At 36.3% G+C, this 17810-nt stretch carries 18 protein-coding genes; 6 read left to right on the plus strand and 12 right to left on the minus strand.

The annotated features are described in order from the left end of the window. The first annotated feature begins 82 nt into the window (after positions 1-82). The gene (locus ACIP9G_RS03530; RefSeq protein WP_401017418.1) at positions 83-3604 is read left to right on the plus strand and encodes a S8 family peptidase; all 3522 of its coding nucleotides are present in this window, start codon (positions 83-85) and stop codon (positions 3602-3604) included. Positions 3605-3705: 101 nt separating this feature from the next. Here the strand turns inward: ACIP9G_RS03530 and ACIP9G_RS03535 are convergent, their stop codons facing one another. The 4 genes from ACIP9G_RS03535 to ACIP9G_RS03550 form a co-directional block, all read right to left on the minus strand. Beyond that, the gene (locus ACIP9G_RS03535; protein ID WP_401017420.1) at positions 3706-4323 is read right to left on the minus strand and encodes an NUDIX hydrolase; all 618 of its coding nucleotides are present in this window, start codon (positions 4321-4323) and stop codon (positions 3706-3708) included. After that, positions 4320-4964 carry an HAD family hydrolase gene (locus tag ACIP9G_RS03540; protein ID WP_401017422.1) on the minus strand — a complete coding sequence of 215 codons (645 nt, stop codon included), beginning with the start codon at positions 4962-4964 and terminating at the stop codon, positions 4320-4322. The genes ACIP9G_RS03535 and ACIP9G_RS03540 overlap by 4 nt, the downstream gene beginning before the upstream one ends. Positions 4965-5198: 234 nt before the next feature. After that, a complete protein-coding gene (locus ACIP9G_RS03545) occupies positions 5199-5639 on the minus strand; it encodes a GNAT family N-acetyltransferase (RefSeq protein WP_401017424.1) in 441 nt (146 codons plus the stop codon). Between the two features lie 169 nt (positions 5640-5808). Next, the gene (locus ACIP9G_RS03550; protein WP_401017425.1) at positions 5809-6054 is read right to left on the minus strand and encodes a YkuS family protein; all 246 of its coding nucleotides are present in this window, start codon (positions 6052-6054) and stop codon (positions 5809-5811) included. 213 nt (positions 6055-6267) lie between these two features. Between ACIP9G_RS03550 and ACIP9G_RS03555 the strand changes: the two genes are divergently transcribed. After that, positions 6268-6816 carry a GNAT family N-acetyltransferase gene (locus ACIP9G_RS03555; protein ID WP_401017427.1) on the plus strand — a complete coding sequence of 183 codons (549 nt, stop codon included), beginning with the start codon at positions 6268-6270 and terminating at the stop codon, positions 6814-6816. Positions 6817-6874: 58 nt separating this feature from the next. Here ACIP9G_RS03555 and ACIP9G_RS03560 read toward each other — a convergent pair whose 3' ends face one another. Both ACIP9G_RS03560 and ACIP9G_RS03565 read right to left on the minus strand, forming a co-directional pair. Further along, a complete protein-coding gene (locus ACIP9G_RS03560; RefSeq protein WP_401018160.1) occupies positions 6875-8113 on the minus strand; it encodes a DNA polymerase IV in 1239 nt (412 codons plus the stop codon). A 38-nt stretch (positions 8114-8151) separates the two neighbouring features. After that, positions 8152-9555, minus strand: a complete 1404-nt coding sequence (locus ACIP9G_RS03565; RefSeq protein ID WP_401017429.1) for an aminotransferase-like domain-containing protein — start codon at positions 9553-9555, stop codon at positions 8152-8154. 128 nt (positions 9556-9683) lie between these two features. On the opposite strand from ACIP9G_RS03565, the gene ACIP9G_RS03570 reads away from it, so the two are divergent. Continuing rightward, entirely contained in the window at positions 9684-10847 is a 1164-nt protein-coding gene (locus ACIP9G_RS03570) for an aminotransferase-like domain-containing protein (RefSeq protein WP_401017431.1), read from the plus strand. A 36-nt stretch (positions 10848-10883) separates the two neighbouring features. On the opposite strand, the gene ACIP9G_RS03575 is transcribed toward ACIP9G_RS03570, so the two are convergent. Further along, a complete protein-coding gene (locus ACIP9G_RS03575; RefSeq protein ID WP_401017433.1) occupies positions 10884-11444 on the minus strand; it encodes a helix-turn-helix domain-containing protein in 561 nt (186 codons plus the stop codon). Between the two features lie 114 nt (positions 11445-11558). On the opposite strand from ACIP9G_RS03575, the gene ACIP9G_RS03580 reads away from it, so the two are divergent. Then, positions 11559-12152 carry a LysE family translocator gene (locus ACIP9G_RS03580; protein WP_401017434.1) on the plus strand — a complete coding sequence of 198 codons (594 nt, stop codon included), beginning with the start codon at positions 11559-11561 and terminating at the stop codon, positions 12150-12152. A 66-nt stretch (positions 12153-12218) separates the two neighbouring features. Here ACIP9G_RS03580 and ACIP9G_RS03585 read toward each other — a convergent pair whose 3' ends face one another. From ACIP9G_RS03585 to bioD, 5 genes are all read right to left on the minus strand, one after another. Continuing rightward, a complete protein-coding gene (locus ACIP9G_RS03585) occupies positions 12219-12341 on the minus strand; it encodes a hypothetical protein (protein WP_340823925.1) in 123 nt (40 codons plus the stop codon). Positions 12342-12707: 366 nt separating this feature from the next. Continuing rightward, entirely contained in the window at positions 12708-13703 is a 996-nt protein-coding gene (gene bioB / locus ACIP9G_RS03590; protein ID WP_401017436.1) for a biotin synthase BioB, read from the minus strand. Next, on the minus strand, positions 13700-14293 hold the full coding sequence (locus ACIP9G_RS03595; RefSeq protein ID WP_401017438.1) for a biotin transporter BioY: 594 nt from the start codon (positions 14291-14293) through the stop codon (positions 13700-13702). Before ACIP9G_RS03595 ends, bioB begins: the two co-directional genes overlap by 4 nt. Then, positions 14260-15663, minus strand: coding sequence for an adenosylmethionine--8-amino-7-oxononanoate transaminase (gene bioA, locus ACIP9G_RS03600; protein WP_401017440.1), 1404 nt, complete (start codon positions 15661-15663; stop codon positions 14260-14262). The genes ACIP9G_RS03595 and bioA overlap by 34 nt, the downstream gene beginning before the upstream one ends. Next, complete coding sequence (bioD, locus tag ACIP9G_RS03605) at positions 15644-16348, minus strand: dethiobiotin synthase (protein WP_401017442.1); 705 nt, start codon at positions 16346-16348, stop codon at positions 15644-15646. The genes bioA and bioD overlap by 20 nt, the downstream gene beginning before the upstream one ends. Before the next feature lie 235 nt (positions 16349-16583). On the opposite strand from bioD, the gene ACIP9G_RS03610 reads away from it, so the two are divergent. Further along, positions 16584-17048: a hypothetical protein gene (locus ACIP9G_RS03610; RefSeq protein WP_401017444.1), complete on the plus strand. Its 465-nt coding sequence runs from the start codon at positions 16584-16586 to the stop codon at positions 17046-17048. 88 nt (positions 17049-17136) lie between these two features. Continuing rightward, entirely contained in the window at positions 17137-17661 is a 525-nt protein-coding gene (locus ACIP9G_RS03615; RefSeq protein WP_401017446.1) for a hypothetical protein, read from the plus strand. Positions 17662-17810: the final 149 nt, after the last annotated feature.

Consider the following 17810-nt stretch of genomic DNA (forward strand, 5'->3'; position numbering starts at 1 on the left):
ATTTATTGAGATATGAAACTTTTCTATTTTCCATCCGTTATAAATAGTGAAATGTCATATTTTACTGAAGGAGGAAAAACAATTGAAAAACTGGGTGATGAAATCAATCGCTGTCGTAGCATGTTCTGCACTAATGGTTCCTGCTGCTTCTGCCTTTGCTGAAGCACCACAGAACCCAGAATTGGTGACAAGTATGCTCGCTAGCAACAAAAGGCAAGCATTAAAGCAGTTCAACGATCAAACAGGAGGAAACGAATGGATTAGTGCCGATACTATTATCGTCAAACATTCGGGTCTTGCGAAGACCGTACATAGTAAAATTGGTTCAAAAGTAATTCGATCGATTCCTTCATTAGGTTACGAAGTAATCCAACTAAAAAAAGGCATAACATTAACAGAGGCTGTTTCGTATTATGCCAAGCAAAACGGAGTCAAAAGTGTATCTCCAAGCTACAAGTACCAATCCTTTAATAATGCAGTCGATCCAAAGAAAAAGGATATGTATCATATAAATCTACTGCAAATTGATAAGGCTTTATCATTAGCAGGAAATCATGAGGTCAAAGTAGCAGTTATCGATTCTGGTGTAGATTATAAACATCCAGATTTGAAGTCTCAAGTGCTTCCACCTTATAATGCAGCAACGCCTGCCAATACCTCATTTTCTGATCCACACGGGACGCATGTAGCAGGCATTATTGCAGCTACTAAAGATAATGGGCTTGGTGGACATGGTATTTATCCATCAGCAAAGATTCTGCCAATAGATGTCTTTAACGGCAAACAAACTGCAAATGATTTCGTTATTGCACAAGGTATACTTTACGCTATTGAACAAAACGCTGACGTTATTAATATGAGTCTCGGTGGCTACGGAGAATCTCCACTAATGCAGGAAGCCGTTAAAAAAGCAATCGATAAAGGCATTACGATTGTAGCTGCTGCGGGTAATGATTCAACAGATCAATACTCCTTCCCCGCTTCTTTCGAAGGTGTCATTAGCGTTGGTTCTACAAATGAACGCAATAAACTATCAAGCTATTCCAACTATGGACCATCAGTGGACTTAGTTGCGCCAGGAGAAGATATTTATAGTACCGTTTATGATCGAAAAAAGGGATCATCCTTCACAGCATTTAGCGGGACTTCAATGGCATCTCCTGTAGTTGCGGGTGTAGCAGCCCTACTAAAATCAAAATATCCCACTTTAAAGCCTCATGAAATAGAGGCAATACTCGAAATGACCGCAAAGGATTTAGGTGAAAGAGGCTACGACCTAACCTATGGACATGGCCTCGTCGACCCATTAAAAGCAATGCACTTCGATTTAAACAACCTACCAGAGCGCTATTCTGAAACAAAAGAAGAGCGTCTAACCAATGCCAAAGTGCTTAATAAAAATAGTCTGAATACCGAAAAAGGCGAATTCAAGCTACCAGATGAAAAGAAATGGTATAAAACTGAATTAGATGCAGGTGAATATGTTCAACTATCATTAAAAGGTGCTAGCAACTATGACTATGCATTTGACTTATACTTCTACCCTACAGGTCAAAAAGATGAGTCTGAAACTATCAATGTCAATGATGTTCGCGCAGGAAAACAAGAAGGCTACCTTTATAAAGCAGAGCAAGCAGGAACGCTTCTTATTGGCGTTAAGGATCATAATGGTGGCTATAGCTTAAAAGGTGCATCAAACTATATTTTCACAGCGCAAACGACAAATGAATTACCGATCGATTCATTAGCAATGGATAGTGCACATAAAATTCAACAGTTCCCATTTAGTACGGCAGGAGAAAATTATACGTTACTCTCAGACAATCAACAAGGTGACCAAGATTACTTTACATTTTCAGTAACGCAACCATCAACATTGAAATTTGATTTATCTGGTCTACCTGGTGTTACAGCATCAATGGAAATCTATTTAAAAAGTGATTTGGATAACATATCAACAGAACAAATAGATGAAGACGAATGGAATGAAAATGCACCCTACCCATTACAAGCATCTTCAAGCTCAGCAAAAGGTGAAAGTGTAAGTATCGTTTTCGATGCAATCCCTGATGAAGAGTATGTACTAAGTGTATCCAATGACAACAGTGGCGCAGTGTCAATCGATATGCTCTTTAATGGCGGTATTGATAACGAGGAAAAAGCGAACATGAATGAATCAATTATTCCTTACACGTTAAAAGGAGAAATTGTTCATCTTCCTGAAGATGAAGACGGACTTCCATTGGATGAGCCAATGCTTGAAGACGATGTACAAAATAGTGATGGTGCACCAGCTCCAAATAAAGCAAAAAAACGTGAACGAGGAAAAAATTTTTTAAATCTTCTTTCAGGTCCCGATTTTGAGGAAAATGGTTTAGATGCGGATCTCATTATGGCGAATGCGATTCCTTTTAATATCGGTGAAGATCAAAAAGCATACTTCCAAACTGAATATGATGAAGATTATTTCGTATTTACTGCTCCAGAAGATGCGATTTATGGTTTCCAAATTAAAAAAGGAAATAATCAAGAGCCAACTGGCACTATATTTGAATATGATGAGGAAACAAATGAATTGCTTCCACTTTCTTCATTAGCGAATGATTCGGGGCTGATTGGTCTACTTTACGGAGTAACAATTGATGAAGACGATCCAAAAACAATTGCTCTGAAAAAAGATAAAACTTATGTTATCAAAATTGTTAATTTTGGTGGCCGCTCCATCGAACCATATTCACTTACATCAAGAAAAATGGCAGCTATACCTGAAGACAAAAACAATGAAATTAATACAGACATCACTGCTCAAACGATTGAACCAGGTATCAATTATCAAAATCATCTCCTCTATAATGATGATAAAGATTACTACTACTATAAACATCGGGGCGAGGATACAGTGTTGAGTCTTCTGTTATCTTCCGTTCCATATACAAATGAACAACTCAATCAAATACCAAAGGAACTACAATTTGACTTGAAATTTTCTGGTTCAATTATTGAGGATACAAACGGCAATATGCAAATCGACGACGATGAACTAGCGAAAGAAATACCGTTTGGACAAGGTGAAAACTTATTTGAAATATTTCTTGGTCTCTCAGGTACTTCAGAGGTCAACACATCTTTCCTAGCGAAAAGAAATCGCGGTTACTTTATTACTCTTAGCGCCACGGACTTTGGGCTCTTATCGCTCCAACCATACACATTATCTGTATTTAATCATAAAAATGTTGATGAAGATGCAGATTCCACATTAGTGCATGGTGTGCCAACAAAACCAACTATGCTAACGAAAAACGGCGATAAATATATGGCTAATCAATATTTAAATGCTAGTGTGCCATTTGGCGATAAAGACTATTTCGAATTCTACAATGACCGCAAACGCGATGTGTTCTTCTCCTTACAAACTGAAAAAGGTTTAGATGGTGTAATTCGTATTATTGATGCCAATGGAAAAACGGTTGAAACATTAGATCTTTACGGTTCCAAAGATACTGAAGTAGGTTCCGTTGAACTAGATAAAGGAACATATTATATAGAGGTTAGTGAAGTAAACGGCAAAGCTAGTACACAACCATATACGCTCGAAGTACAGTAACTAGCTGCTAAAGTAAAAAAAGGACGAAAGGCATCGAGTTGAACTTCTCGATGCCTTTTGACTTTATGCCCAATAGCTTTATTCAAAAAATAGCTTTCATCTCAATCAAATAATGTTTTCTTTTCTGGAGTACGTAAAAATTCAAAGAGTATATCTATTTGTGCCATAGTATTTCTATTAGTAGAAAGCGGCGGTAAATTGTGTTGCGAAAAAAAGTGAACATTATTCGTTTCAATACCTATCGTAGCTTCCCCTCCAATAATTTCACACAAAATAAATATCTTATAGTAATGATACGGTTCAGGAGGGTGCTGGTGTTTATTTTTGTCCAATAACGCAAGAAGTCTTACTGGCATTACATCATAACCAGACTCTTCTTTAATTTCCTTTACTACATTCTCTGAAGGAGATAATCCAATATCACAAAACCCTCCTGGTAATGCCCATTTATTATCAATATTCTCTTTTACCATTAATATTTGATTATTTTTAAAAACGACACCACGAACATCCACTTTCGGCGTTTGATAACCTGTTTCATTCGTAAATAAGTCCTTAATTTTGGTCATTTCAAGTTCAGTGTGTAGTGACATAATCTCTGCACTAATGTTACGTAATTCCTCATAACGCTCGATATCATACATATCCTTAGAAAAAGTTAAGCCCGCTTGAGATAATGCTTGTATTTTTTTTGCCCATTCCAACCATTGGTAACTCATAAAATCCCTACTTTTAAGGACTGCTTGAATTCGGTGACACTTTTTATGATTGAATTTGGTTGTTCGTTGAACTCTTCTGTTTGGTATTCGGGTAACCATTGTACGCCAATTGTATAGACATTCGCTTGCAAACCTGCAATGATATCAGCATCACTATCTCCTATATAAACCGCCTCAAAATTTTCAACCTCTAAAAGAGATAATGCTTTTACTAAACCCTCTGGATTAGGTTTAGGTTTTAATACATCATCACCAGTTATGATGACATCAAACAGCCCTTCCATATCTAATGCTTTTAGAGAGATATCCAAGCTTCTTTTTGCCTTTCCCGTGAAAATTCCTATTTTTATATTTGCCTCTTTCAAAGAGGTCAATAATTCACGAATTTCAGGATTAACTTCTACTAAACTTTTATGTAATTCGGCATATTGAGCATAGTAATATTCGATAGCTTCTTCCTTATTAGGATTTGAGAGATTATTTCTAATAATACCTGTTTCAGAAGGACCAAACATTTCCTTAATCTCATTTGCCGTAAGATCCTTATTATCATAGTCTTTAAATACTTTTTGAAAAGCATAATAACAAATTGGTAAAGTATTCGCCAATGTTCCATCAAAATCAAATACGATAGCTTTCATATTTTGCTCCTTTTAGTTTATATAGTGATTCCAACGGACATTGTATACATTGTTGAAATCCCTCTAGTTCTTATTATGATTGTCTGCCCTCCTTTAAAGTTATTAATATATATATTTTACAAATGTTTCTAAAACCCTTTTAATTATTTGTGACTTACGTCTTGAAACCTATTACTCTATCGTAAATACAATACAAAAAAGCATCTTCATCCAAAATGGATGAGATGCTTATTCTTAATTAAAATACTTAACATAATTACAATATTGATCTTGTTTCATATTAAGATTTTCATATAACTTTCGTGCATGAACATTATCTGTAGCCGTTTGAAGCGTAACATACCGTGCATCTTGTTGCTCACAATATTGAAACACCTTCTCCATCAATGCTTTGCCCACCCCTTGGCCTCTAGCATCGTCCGTTACATATATATCATTTAATATATATGCACGCTGTAATGCAATAGATGAAAAAGTTGGATATAATTGTGCGAAGCCAATCGTTTTCCCATTTACTACAGCAATAAAAATAATGGATTCTTTTAAAGCCATTCGTAATTGGATAAATGCTTTAGCACTGCTTCTATCTGATTCAAGTCCATAAAACTGGCGGTATTCATCAAATAGCACTGTTACTTCTTCTAATTCATCCATAGTCGCGTGAAGTATTTCCATTTCATTCTCTCCCCTTATGTCTACCCATGATTGTTAAAAATATGTAGCTAGTGATAATTATAAAGGAAATGCTGTTATAAAGATATTATGAATAGTACTTCAAAAATGAAATTAAAAGGCGCCGCTCTGAAGTCACTTCAGACTTCAAAAACAGCACCCTTTGCCATATTTAGTGGAAATAATGATCTACACGTTGTATTACTTCATCAGCAGAAAGCCCAGCTGCATCGATAACAGGTCCTGCCATTATAGGATCGCTAATTCCCATAACATCTCTGTCTTGCCCTGTTATTACGCAAGCATCGCATTTTTTTGCATCCTCTTCATTACGAAGCTGAATCACTTCATAACCTTTTGCTTTTAAAGCATTTTCAACATTAGATAATGATTGTTCGACACCGATAATTTTAGACATTTTTCTTCCACCTCCTATATGTTAATGTGCCATATAGGTTTGCTAATTATTCACTTATTTTATTTTTTGTTATGAACAAAAATGTTAATTGTTTTAACAATCATTTTCTAGTAAAACACAAAATTAATTTTCCTTAATTATACAAAATAACCATTATACGTGTTATACTACTTTTTCATAGCATTAAATAACTGGAAGAATAGGAGGAATAACATGATTTATAGTAAAACTGAAAAAACACTAGAAACAGATCGTCTACTGCTACGTCTTTTTAAAGAAACGGATGCGCAAGAAGTCAGTAATTATTGTAACAATTACAATATATACAAAAGCACGTTGAATTTACCTTATCCATATTCATTAGATTGTGCTCTTACATGGATTGCAAATCATGAAAAGCACTATGACTTAGATAAAATGTATGAATTTGCGATTACAGACAAACAAAGTGGTCAGTTATATGGGGCAATCGGTATTTCAAATCATCAACAATACAAAAATGGCGAAATCGCCTATTGGATTGGTGAGGAGCATTGGGGCAATGGCTATGCAACGGAAGCAGCCAAGGCACTAATCGACTTTGTGTTTACAGAGAAAAACTACCATCGTGTTTACGCTCGCTATTTTAAATCAAATCCCGCTTCTGGAAAGATTATGGAGAAATGTGGTATGCAATATGAAGGTACGCTTAAAGACCACATTTATAAAAATGACTCATTTGAAGATATTGTTTTTTACGGAATTATTAATCCGATGAAATAAAAGGCGCAGATGGGGGTTTACGTTGAACGTAATGCCCCTTTTGGTCTTAGGTCCACCCCTATTCGTGATCGTCTAAAAAATCTTTACTAAAGCTTGTTTGTGATTGATAAGAAGATCGTTTACCTATATCAACACCTCGTTTAATGATGCCTTTCCCAAAGCGCCCTTCAATCTCATCCACTACCTTTAATATAGGCTCGTCTTTTACATGCTCTTCAAAATTGAAAATAGACAACTGTTGACTATAATCTTTTCGATCAACTACATTCGAAACAGTAACACCGAGTAACCGAACAGGCGACTCGTCCCAATGTTTATCAAAGAGCGCACAGGCAATCTCAAAAATATCTTCAAAGCGATAAATTACATTCGTCATCGACTTTGAGCGTGTATGATTGTGCCAATCAGCACCACGTATTTGTATACTAACTGTGGAACCTGCTAGACGTTTCGCATCGAGTCGTTCTGCTACTTTTTGGCACAGCCCATCGATTGTTTTATGCAGTAGTCGAATATCGGTTACATCTTGCGGTAATGTCGTAGAATTGCCGACACTTTTTGTATCATAAATGGCATTTGGGTCAACTTCTCTTGTATCGATTCCATTTGCTCTTGCACGCAGTCTAACCCCATTCTTACCTAAAATATGCTTGATTTTATGTTCCTCAACCATAGCCAAATTGCCGATTGTAAAAATACCTTGGTCATTTAACTTTTTGGCTGTACTTTCACCAATACCATGCATTTTGACTACTTCAAGTGGCCAAAGCACTTGTTCAATATCCCGTAGCCTTAACACTGTGATACCCATCGGTTTTTTCATATCTGATGCTGTTTTGGCTAAAAACTTATTAGGGGCAACACCAATAGAGCAAGGTAAATCCAACTCTGTTAATAAACGAGTTTGTATTTCCTGGGCAATTTGAAGTGCATGGCGTTCCTTACTTAATAGCGTTACATCCATATAGCCTTCATCAATTGATACTGGCTCCACCAGTTCTGTATAGCTTCTTAAAATAGCAAACATCGCTTTAGAAGCCTCACGATATTTTTGAAAATCTGGTGGTAGCAACAACAGATCTGGACATTTTCGTTTCGCTTCATGTACCGTCATTGTCGTATAAACGCCAAGCGCCCTCGCCTCATATGAACATGTCACTAATATTCCCCGACGCTCCTTTGGGTTGCCTGCAATTGCGATCGGTTTCCCTTTTAAACTAGGGTCATGCGCCTGCTCAACAGATGCATAAAAACTATTCATATCAACATGAAAAATAATCCGTCCTTTATGTTCCATCATTTCACCACACATACCATTATTATGTACTTTCTATTTTAATCTATAAATGTATAGTCACCATCACTTTCGAGCAATTCCTTTAACACCGTTAAGGCTTGCTCTAGCTGCATGCTATTTTCCGGCGCAGTAATCGCCAATCGGACTGCATTTACAGGTTTTGTATTGCCTACCGCAAAACGCTCTGCAGCATACACTTGTACGCCCGCTTTCGATGCAAGTAATTCAAACTGCACACCAGTAAATTTTTCAGGCAATATAAGCCACCTAAAAATGCATTCATCATTGCCTAAAATGTTGTATTCACCTAAATATTGATTAACTAGTGCATTTTGCTGTTTAGCATATAATCGGTGTTTCTCTAAGATTGTTTGTGCAACACCATCTTGAATCAATCTAGCAGTAAGTTCTACCATGACTGGTGATACAGATATATTAATATTATATAATGTTTCAATAATTTTCTTTCTTAAAGCACTAGGCGTCACAACAAAAGAGAGCCTTAACCCAGGCGAAATCGTTTTGGACACACTTGCAATATAAACTACCTTTTCTGGTGCATAATATGCGATAGGTGCAAGTGGCTGTTCCTGTATAAAACTATAAATCGCATCCTCAATAACGATTAAATCTTTTTGCCTTGCCACTTCTGCAATCATTTTCCTCGTGTCGATTGACATTGTATGGGTAGTTGGATTATGAAAATCAGGAATAACATAAAGTCCTTTTATATGTTCATTTTTGCAAGCATATAAGAGTCCTTCTTTTGTCATCTCTCCATCTTTTTGCTGAATAGCCACTAGCTGTATACCAAGCATATTGACCGCCGTTTTTATCCCAGCATATGTAATCGGATCTGTACCAATACGATCTCCTGGATGAAACAATGCTGCTAGTGTACCGACAATTGCATTTTGTCCCCCTGCCCCAAACAATATCGGCTGATCTGTTTGAAAGCCGACTTTTTCTAAAAGCTTTGCTGCAGCTTCTGTTTGCCAAGCATTCGCCTCGGGTCGCCCATATTGAAATAACTTACTAAAATTAGAATCATTGAGCATTTTTTTCATATAGCGCGTTATTTCCTCATTGGCATAAGTTGCAGGCAATACTGAGCCCAACTCAATCATATGAGCAGAATGACTTGTAGGTAATAAAATTTTATTCGTGGCGGCATCAGAAGAAACAAATGTACCGCTCCCTATTGAAGCATAAATTAGACCCTTCTGACCGCAAAGCTTAAACGCACGAGTAATGGTACTTAAATTTACATCTAAAAAATCAGCAAGCTCTCGTTGTGGTGGCAACTTTGTACCTGGCAATAAAATGCCTTCTTTAATATCCTGTTCAAGCTGCTCAGCAATTGCAATATATATCGGCCCTGTAATATTGCGGATATTCGGCTTCCAGCTCATTGGGTATTCCTCAAATGAATTGAATGGCATTTTTCAAGCCCCTTTCTTTCGCATTTGCATACAATATTTTAATTGTCTTGCATACAATCATAATATTGTATGCAAATGATTACAATGATATAATTTTTAAAAAATCAGAAAAAAGGACCGATAAAATTATGCAATATTCTGAAAGAATCTTAAACACACCATCTTCATTCATCCGTAATATTTTGAAAGTAACGGATGCCGACGATGTCATTTCCTTTGCTGGAGGGCTTCCAAACCCAATCTCCTTCCCAATCGATGCATTAAAAGCTTCTGTAGATCATGCCATTAGTGAAAATGGCAGTCGATTATTCCAATATTCATCTACACAAGGATATGCGCCTCTACGTGAATATATCGCTGCAAAATATCGCCGTGTTCACGGGCTAGATATCCATGCGGATGATATATTAATAACAACTGGTTCACAGCAAGCACTTGAACTCATTGGGAAAGTACTTATTAATAAAGGTGATGGCATTGTGATTGAGGAGCCAGGCTATTTAGGTGCTATTCAAGCCTTCACATTAAGTGAGCCTACTTTTTATGGTGTAACACTTGAAAACGATGGTCTTAACTTAGAAGAGTTAGAGAAAGCTATACAGCAGCCTAACGTTAAATTCATCTATACTGTTCCAAATTTCCAAAATCCAACGGGACTAACGTATTCAAAGGAAAAACGTCAACAAATTTATGACATCATTTCTAAATATGACGTAGCACTAATTGAAGATGATCCGTACGGAGAATTACGCTTCCAAGGTGAGCCATTACCTTATATCGGTGCCGGAAAACTCGAAAATAGTATTTTACTAGGTTCTTTCTCTAAAACAGTTACACCAGGTATGCGCCTTGGCTTTGTCATTACAAAAAACAAAGAGTTAATGAAACATATTGAAACAGCAAAGCAAGCGACTGATTTACACACAAACATTTTCTCTCAATATGTCATTTATGATTATTTAGCGAATAATGACTATACGGAGCACGTGAAAAAAATTGTTTCTTTATATAAAAATCAATCTGATGCAATGCTAGACGCGATGCAAGAATTCTTCCCTGCACATGTTGAATACACAAAACCAGATGGTGGGATGTTCATCTGGGCTACTATGAATAACGGAGCTTCCGCATTAGACGTTTTCAATAAAGCAATGGAACAAAAAGTCGCTTTCGTTCCTGGTGACCCATTTTATACATCTAAAACAGGCGTAAACACAATGCGTCTAAACTATACAAATGCAACACCTGAAATTATCCGTGAAGGGATTAAACGTTTAGGCAGCATTTTATAAAAACAAAAAGAACCGTATAAGCGCTTATACGGTTCTTTATTTTTCATTAGGGTAATAGATTGTCATACTTAACTTAGTTAATGTATCACCGGTATTACTATAGAAGTGAGGACGGTCAGCTTTAAATCGGATAGAATCGCCATTTTTTAATCTATACGCGTTGTCGTTAACCCGAATCATTAATTCGCCTTCAAAAACGGTAATAAACTCTTCTGTTCCTTCTTTATGAGCCTCAGCGCTTAATTTCCCATCTTTATCAATTTCAATCATATAAATTTCAAATCGACTATCTTCTTGAAATGGAAAATTCGGATATACTCTATATTTTCCATTATCCTCTGACAATACTTGAATATCCTTTTTTAAAACGACTTCAGTATCCGTCTGCGGTTGATGGATTAGGGAAGTAAAAGATACTTTTAGCCCATTTGCAATTTTCCATATTGTTGTAAGCGTCGGACTGGACTCTCCTCTTTCAATTTGTCCAATCATTGTTTTACTAACACCGCATAGCTGAGAAACTTTTTCTAAGCTTAATTTTTCTTTTTCTCGAATTGCTTTTAAATTCCTTGCAAAAATAAGATGAATTTCCTCCATTACAATCACCTCTTATCATATGTACAATATAACGTACATTATGTATAATAAAAAGAACGACGTTATACTGTTTATTTCAGACATTATAACATACAAAATACAAGGAGGACTAAAATGCCTTACATATCTTTTTTAGTATTCGTTGTCATTACTAGCTTTACACCAGGTCCGAACAACATTATGGCAATGGCATTTGCCAATCAATATGGTTTGGGAAAAACGATTCAGTTTTGTCTAGGTGTTGGAATTGGTTTTTGCACAATAACTGCATTAAGCTGTTTTTTTAATATTGCCCTCATCAGCGTCATGCCCATAATAACCGTCCCATTAACCATTTTAGGGGTGGGCTATATGTTATATTTAGCTTTTAAAATATTAACCTCCAAAGAAAATGATGAAAATAGTCACCATACTAAAGACAATAGTCGAAGCTTTTTGCTACTCGGTGCCTTCTTGCAATTTGTAAATCCGAAAGGTATTTTATTTGGCATCACAGTCGTTGCAACCTATATTCTTCCATATTATTCATCGTTTACGAGCTACATTTTTTTCGCCCTATTTTTAGGATTTGTTGGCATTACAAGTACATTTAGCTGGGCACTATTCGGTTCAGTTTTTCGCAAAGTGCTCATTAAATATCGTCAGCCATTTAATACTTTAATGGCTCTTTTATTACTTTATAGTGCCTTTTCAATACTCATACACTAATAAAAATAAAGAAACCTCATCGTACGTTATTACGTACAACGAGGTTTCTTTAAACTACTTAAAGTATTATTTTGTATATGTTAAAACGGCATTCTTCTTAAATTTCGCTAACGCTGCTGTTGCCTCGTTTTTGTTTGTATATTCGAAAATACGAATATTTTTATTCTCAAATACTGTTACAACCCACATTCTAACCGCTCCTTTCAATTTTATTTTTGTAATATAACAATCACCAAAAATGTGATAAAAAGAACTAACTGTCTTATAACAACTTCTTGCTAATTCCTATTGTACGCTCTTTTTTTAAAAAATAAAGCTTTATGTGAAGCCCTTCACAAACTGTTCAATTTCAAAACGCTTTCATTGAACAATTTGTGAAAATCTTCATATTTTAGGTATAAATTATGAACCGTTTACTTGCCTACGATAGCTTTAGCCTGAGCATAACTGGCTACTAGAAAAACCGTCTGTACGCCTTTTCCACGATGTACAGACAGTCTTCCAATTTCAATCATCATTTAGTAGTAGTAGATTTTATTTTATAAGGATGATGAATTAACAAAACACTTCTTCTTGCTTTTGTGTAAGTTCTATTTCAAAGCCTAAATCTTCGAGCATGCGATAATCACTATTCACTTCCTGCCCTGCAGTCGTTAAATAATCCCCGACAAAGATACTATTTGCTGCATACATTCCGAATGGCTGAAGAAAACCTAAATTTACTTCGCGCCCTCCAGAAATGCGAATTTCCTTCGTTGGATTTATATAACGGAATAACGCTAAAACTTTTAAACAATAGCGAGGATTTAACTCCTGTGTTCCTTCTAGCTTCGTCCCATCAATCGCATGTAGGAAGTTTACCGGAATCGAATCTGCATCCAATTGGTGCAGGGCACGAGCAATCTCCACGACATCCTCTTTTGTTTCCTTCATCCCAATAATGGCCCCTGAGCATGGAGAAATACCATGTTTTTTCACAACCTCAACCGTATTTACACGATCTTCATACGTGTGTGTAGTCGTAATATAAGAATGATGGCGTGCAGATGTATTTAAATTATGATTGTAACGATCCACACCTGCTTCTTTTAGTTGTTGTGCCTGCTCTTCTTTCAGTAATCCAAGACATGCACAAACTTTTAAGCCGTATTGCGCTTTAATTTCTTCAACTGCTTCACTCACTACATTGACATCTTTACGAGTCGGTCCACGTCCGCTTGCTACGATGCAGTAGGTTCCTATTTTATTTTCAAACGCGCGTTTTGCCCCTGCTAATATTTCCTCTTTCGTAATGAATGGATATTTGTCAATAGGCGCTGTCGACTTAGATGACTGCGAGCAATACCCACAATCTTCTGGACAATAGCCACTCTTTGCATTCATGATCATATTTAATTTTACTTTTTTACCGTAATAATGCTTACGAATGGCAAAGGCACCGTCCATTAGCTTTAAAATGTCATCGTCATCACTATTTAAAATGGCAAGCGCCTCGTCATTACTAATAATTTTGCCCGCAATCACTTCATCTGCTAACTGTAACCAATTCATTGAACATTCTCCTTTTCAACTCGCACAAGTTTTAAAGCTCTAGCGGAACGAAATACTTTATATAATCGTTCTGCTAAAAAGGCAGAGGCAATCGCTAGGCAAAAGTCTGCAACAATACTATTAAGAAAACCTACTAAGAAAACATGAGACCAGCTTGATTTCATGTTTAACCATACATTCAATGCCATATATAAATAAGGCACAGCTACTGCATAAATAATGATAAGCCCTAAAATATTTGCACCGATGAAGTGTTTTTTCGATGGCACCTCTACTCGATTAATTAGAAAACCAATCACTAATGCTGCAAGTGCGAAGCCTATTAAGTAACCAAAAGTCGGTTGCAATACATATGTAATACCTCCTCCTTGGGTAAAAACTGGCATGCCTGCTAAACCAATTCCTATGTAAACGAGCTGACTTAGAAATCCATTGCGACCACCAAGTAAGCAACCTGCCAAAAAAACAAAAACAATTTGTAATGTAAACGGCACTACCGGAAGTGGTATTTTAATAAATGCACCAACAGCTGTTAAAGCAGCAAACATCGCTATCATTACAAGTGAGAGCGTTGATTGTCGTTGATACATGCATGATTCCCCCGTTCTTCAAAAAATTGAACAATTGTTTCTTTTGTTGTTTGAATCATAAATTGCATTTCTTCGTCCGTTATAATATAAGGTGGCATAAAGTACAAAACATTCCCTAGTGGACGAATAAGTAATCCTTTTTTTAATGCTCTTTTATATATTTGATAGCCGATACGCTCCTCACTCGGTAATGGCTCTTTCATTTCGCGATTCGCCACTAGCTCTATTGCCCCGACAAAGCCTACTTGCCGATATTCGCCAACAAAAGGCAAATCACTAAAAGCCTCTACTGCTAGCTTACGCATGCGTTCACTTTTGTCTTGCACAATGTCTATGTAATGCTCTTCTTCAAACATCGACAATACTTCTAGTGCAACGCGGCAAGCAAGAGTATTCCCCGTATAACTATGCGAATGTAAAAATGCTTTCATCGTCGCATAATCATCATAAAATGCTTGATATACTTCATTTGTTGTTAACACGACCGAAAGCGGTAAATAACCACCTGTTAAGCCCTTTGACAAGCACATAAAATCTGGCGAAATTTCAGCTTGTTCGCAGGCAAAGAGAGTACCTGTTCGACCGAAGCCAACCGCAATTTCATCTGCTATTAGATGGACATCGTATGTTGTACATAACTCCCGTAAACGCTGTAAATAAATAACTGGATACATTTTCATGCCTGCCGCTGCTTGAATAAGTGGCTCAATTATGACCGCTGTAATTTCCTTATGATGCGTAATTAGCTCTTCTTCAACGAATTGAATACATTGGGCATCACAACTTTGCGAATTTTTATTGAAAGGGCAACGAAAACAATCTGGCCCCTGTGCTCGCACTGTATCCAATAATAGTGGTTGATACATCTCATTATAAAGATCGACACCACCGACTGATAAAGCGCCAAGTGTTTCGCCGTGATAAGCATCTGTTAATGCTAGAAATCGTTTTTTCGTCGTTTTTCCTATTTGCATATGATACTGAAAACTCATTTTTAATGCGATTTCTATAGCGGATGAGCCATTATCTGCAAAAAATACTTTTTGCAAACTATGTGGTGTTAAAGCTACTAATTTTTGCGCGAGCTTAATCGCTGGAACATGTGAGAAATTTGCAAAGATTACATGCTCCAAAGTAAATGCTTGCTCACTTAAAGCTTGACTAATACGTGGATTGGCGTGTCCAAATAAATTTACCCACCAGGAGGAAACAGCATCTAAATAGCGATGATTCTTTTCGTCGTACAACCATACACCTTCCCCTTTTTTAATAACAATTGGTGGGAAGTCCTCATAATCCTTCATTTGTGAGCATGGATGCCATACATGTTGCAAATCGGTTTCTTGTAACTCAGTTAATACTTGTTTCATGTTTTGACAGCCTTTCAAACAATGATGTATCCGTAATAGCTAAGTCCATAATGTGTGATATATGTTTCAGCTTCGGTAAAGTCGCAAACGGTAATGGGTGATGCCTTAAAATCGTTTTAATATTGTCTTGCTCCATACCACTACCCGTGTCACCGTTAAATACAATGCCAAGAACTTCAATTTTACGTTTACTTAATGCTTCTAACGTCAAAAGTGTGTGATTTATTGTACCAAGTGTTGTGCGAGTAACAACGACTACTGGTAATTTACTTTGAACAATAACATCCAAAAGTGTCGTTTCGCCATATGAATCTAACGGTACAAAAAGCCCTCCTGCCCCTTCACAAATAACAACATCCCATTTTTGCTGTAATTGCTGCATTTGACTTAATAATCGCTGTGTATTTATTTGTTGCCCCTCCAGCTGAGCCGCAAAATGTGGTGATGCCGCTTCTTTGAACGAATAGCCATTTAAATTTTCTCGGTCGAGCAATTGTAAAGAATATTTTTCATACATAGCCGTATCGTAGTAATAGGATTGCTCACCGTCATGTACTTCACCAGTTTGTACCGGCTTATAAGGCGTCACGTGTAAGCCCTGTTTTTGCAAATTTCGCATTAATAATGTGGTAACAAATGTTTTACCAACATCCGTATCTGTGCCAACAACCCAAAAATGTTGCATCTTAACCTCCCCCTCTTTTGTGTTAACCAACTACAAACATTAAGTTAACACATCTATTTTCATTTTGTAAATGCTCTTTTTTGTTTTTTTATGAAAATTCATGCTTTGCTTATATCAGTTAAGGAGCGTTCTAATAGCGATTTGATTGAGTTTATTAGCGATTCGTCAATTACTCAAAAATTTAAAAGGATATTAATACTATTCTGTAGTATTAAACAACACAGGGGGTGGCAAAATGTTTAGATTATTTAAAGAATCTGAGAAAATCATGGAACCATATGAACAAGTGAGCAGTATTTTAAATTCATTGCTTACTTATGAAACAAGGGATTTACCGCATCGTTATGAATTTTGGTACCGCTTGGCCATACGTCAGGAAGAATATCGAACATTACAAGCTGAGCATCGTGCAAAAATCTCGATGCATACGGCAGTAGGTCGTTTTCATCAAGTCCAATATGAGTCGACAAAACAAAAATGTGCTAAGCTCGAACGACTAGCGGATATTTATAAGATTTTTTGTATCGAAGAAGAACGACTAGCATTAAATCATCGCCTACATTTTCACAAGGAAACAATTGCTGAAATTCATGGGCACGTACAAAATAAAGAGCTATATACATATAATGATTTAGTACAGCAACAATTTTGGGAGGCTGTTAGCGAGGACATACTAAAAGCAATTGCCCATCTAGATTAACACTAGATGGGCAATTTACTCATGTATTACATTGAAACATATGGTAAATTTAATTAAATACAACTGTATTAAATAAGGAGAATATTTTATGATTGCTTGGATTATTACTGCAGAAATAGCCTTTTGGATTGTCATCTTCATAGGGCTGGTTTGTAGATACCGTTTTAAAAAGCCTAAACTTAGCATTATCTTTTTTGCTCTTACACCTGTTATTGACCTACTATTAGTATTGCTAACTGCCATGGACTTGCGAGCGGGTACACCAGCCTCCATTTCTCACGGTATCGCCGCTGTTTATATAGGTGTCTCAATTGCATATGGTAAAACGATGATTACTTGGGCAGATGAAAAGTTTCAACAGTGGTTTTTAAAACTACCCATTGAAAAGAAACGATTAACAGGACTAGCAAAAGGTATTCATGAAATAAAAATGCTTGGTCTACATGTTATTGCCTACGTAATTAGTGCTAGTTTATTATATGCAATGATCGTATTTATCGGTGAACTTACTGATACATCTTCCCTTTTACAAGTAATGAAAGTTTGGGGCATTATTTTAATAATTGATGCTATTATTAGCTTTTCGTATATAATTTTCCCTAATAAAAAGTAATATTTTCATGTTCCTTCGTATGTATACGAATGGCAATTGATATGAAAATACATAAAGGTGGCTATCTAGATAAACGAGCAATTTTTACAGACATACAATTTCCTATAAGCGTATTCAAATAAAAAGGCCTCGTACAAATGTGTGCGAGG

The organism is Lysinibacillus sp. NPDC093197, from assembly GCF_044754025.1.
GTDB lineage: Bacteria > Bacillota > Bacilli > Bacillales_A > Planococcaceae > Lysinibacillus.

What these genes read in the sequence shown, in the direction of transcription:
- ACIP9G_RS03595 (WP_401017438.1), bottom strand. Translation starts at nt 14,293, where the DNA reads ATGTATCAACGACAATCAACGCTCTCACTTGTAATGATAGCGATGTTT.
- ACIP9G_RS03555 (WP_401017427.1), top strand. Translation starts at nt 6,268, where the DNA reads ATGATTTATAGTAAAACTGAAAAAACACTAGAAACAGATCGTCTACTG.
- ACIP9G_RS03585 (WP_340823925.1), bottom strand. Translation starts at nt 12,341, where the DNA reads ATGTGGGTTGTAACAGTATTTGAGAATAAAAATATTCGTATTTTCGAA.
- ACIP9G_RS03580 (WP_401017434.1), top strand. Translation starts at nt 11,559, where the DNA reads ATGCCTTACATATCTTTTTTAGTATTCGTTGTCATTACTAGCTTTACA.
- ACIP9G_RS03560 (WP_401018160.1), bottom strand. Translation starts at nt 8,113, where the DNA reads ATGGAACATAAAGGACGGATTATTTTTCATGTTGATATGAATAGTTTT.
- ACIP9G_RS03615 (WP_401017446.1), top strand. Translation starts at nt 17,137, where the DNA reads ATGATTGCTTGGATTATTACTGCAGAAATAGCCTTTTGGATTGTCATC.
- ACIP9G_RS03550 (WP_401017425.1), bottom strand. Translation starts at nt 6,054, where the DNA reads ATGTCTAAAATTATCGGTGTCGAACAATCATTATCTAATGTTGAAAAT.
- ACIP9G_RS03610 (WP_401017444.1), top strand. Translation starts at nt 16,584, where the DNA reads ATGTTTAGATTATTTAAAGAATCTGAGAAAATCATGGAACCATATGAA.
- bioA (WP_401017440.1), bottom strand. Translation starts at nt 15,663, where the DNA reads ATGAAACAAGTATTAACTGAGTTACAAGAAACCGATTTGCAACATGTA.
- bioD (WP_401017442.1), bottom strand. Translation starts at nt 16,348, where the DNA reads ATGCAACATTTTTGGGTTGTTGGCACAGATACGGATGTTGGTAAAACA.
- ACIP9G_RS03540 (WP_401017422.1), bottom strand. Translation starts at nt 4,964, where the DNA reads ATGAAAGCTATCGTATTTGATTTTGATGGAACATTGGCGAATACTTTA.
- ACIP9G_RS03570 (WP_401017431.1), top strand. Translation starts at nt 9,684, where the DNA reads ATGCAATATTCTGAAAGAATCTTAAACACACCATCTTCATTCATCCGT.
- bioB (WP_401017436.1), bottom strand. Translation starts at nt 13,703, where the DNA reads ATGAATTGGTTACAGTTAGCAGATGAAGTGATTGCGGGCAAAATTATT.
- ACIP9G_RS03575 (WP_401017433.1), bottom strand. Translation starts at nt 11,444, where the DNA reads ATGGAGGAAATTCATCTTATTTTTGCAAGGAATTTAAAAGCAATTCGA.
- ACIP9G_RS03565 (WP_401017429.1), bottom strand. Translation starts at nt 9,555, where the DNA reads ATGCCATTCAATTCATTTGAGGAATACCCAATGAGCTGGAAGCCGAAT.
- ACIP9G_RS03535 (WP_401017420.1), bottom strand. Translation starts at nt 4,323, where the DNA reads ATGAGTTACCAATGGTTGGAATGGGCAAAAAAAATACAAGCATTATCT.
- ACIP9G_RS03545 (WP_401017424.1), bottom strand. Translation starts at nt 5,639, where the DNA reads ATGGAAATACTTCACGCGACTATGGATGAATTAGAAGAAGTAACAGTG.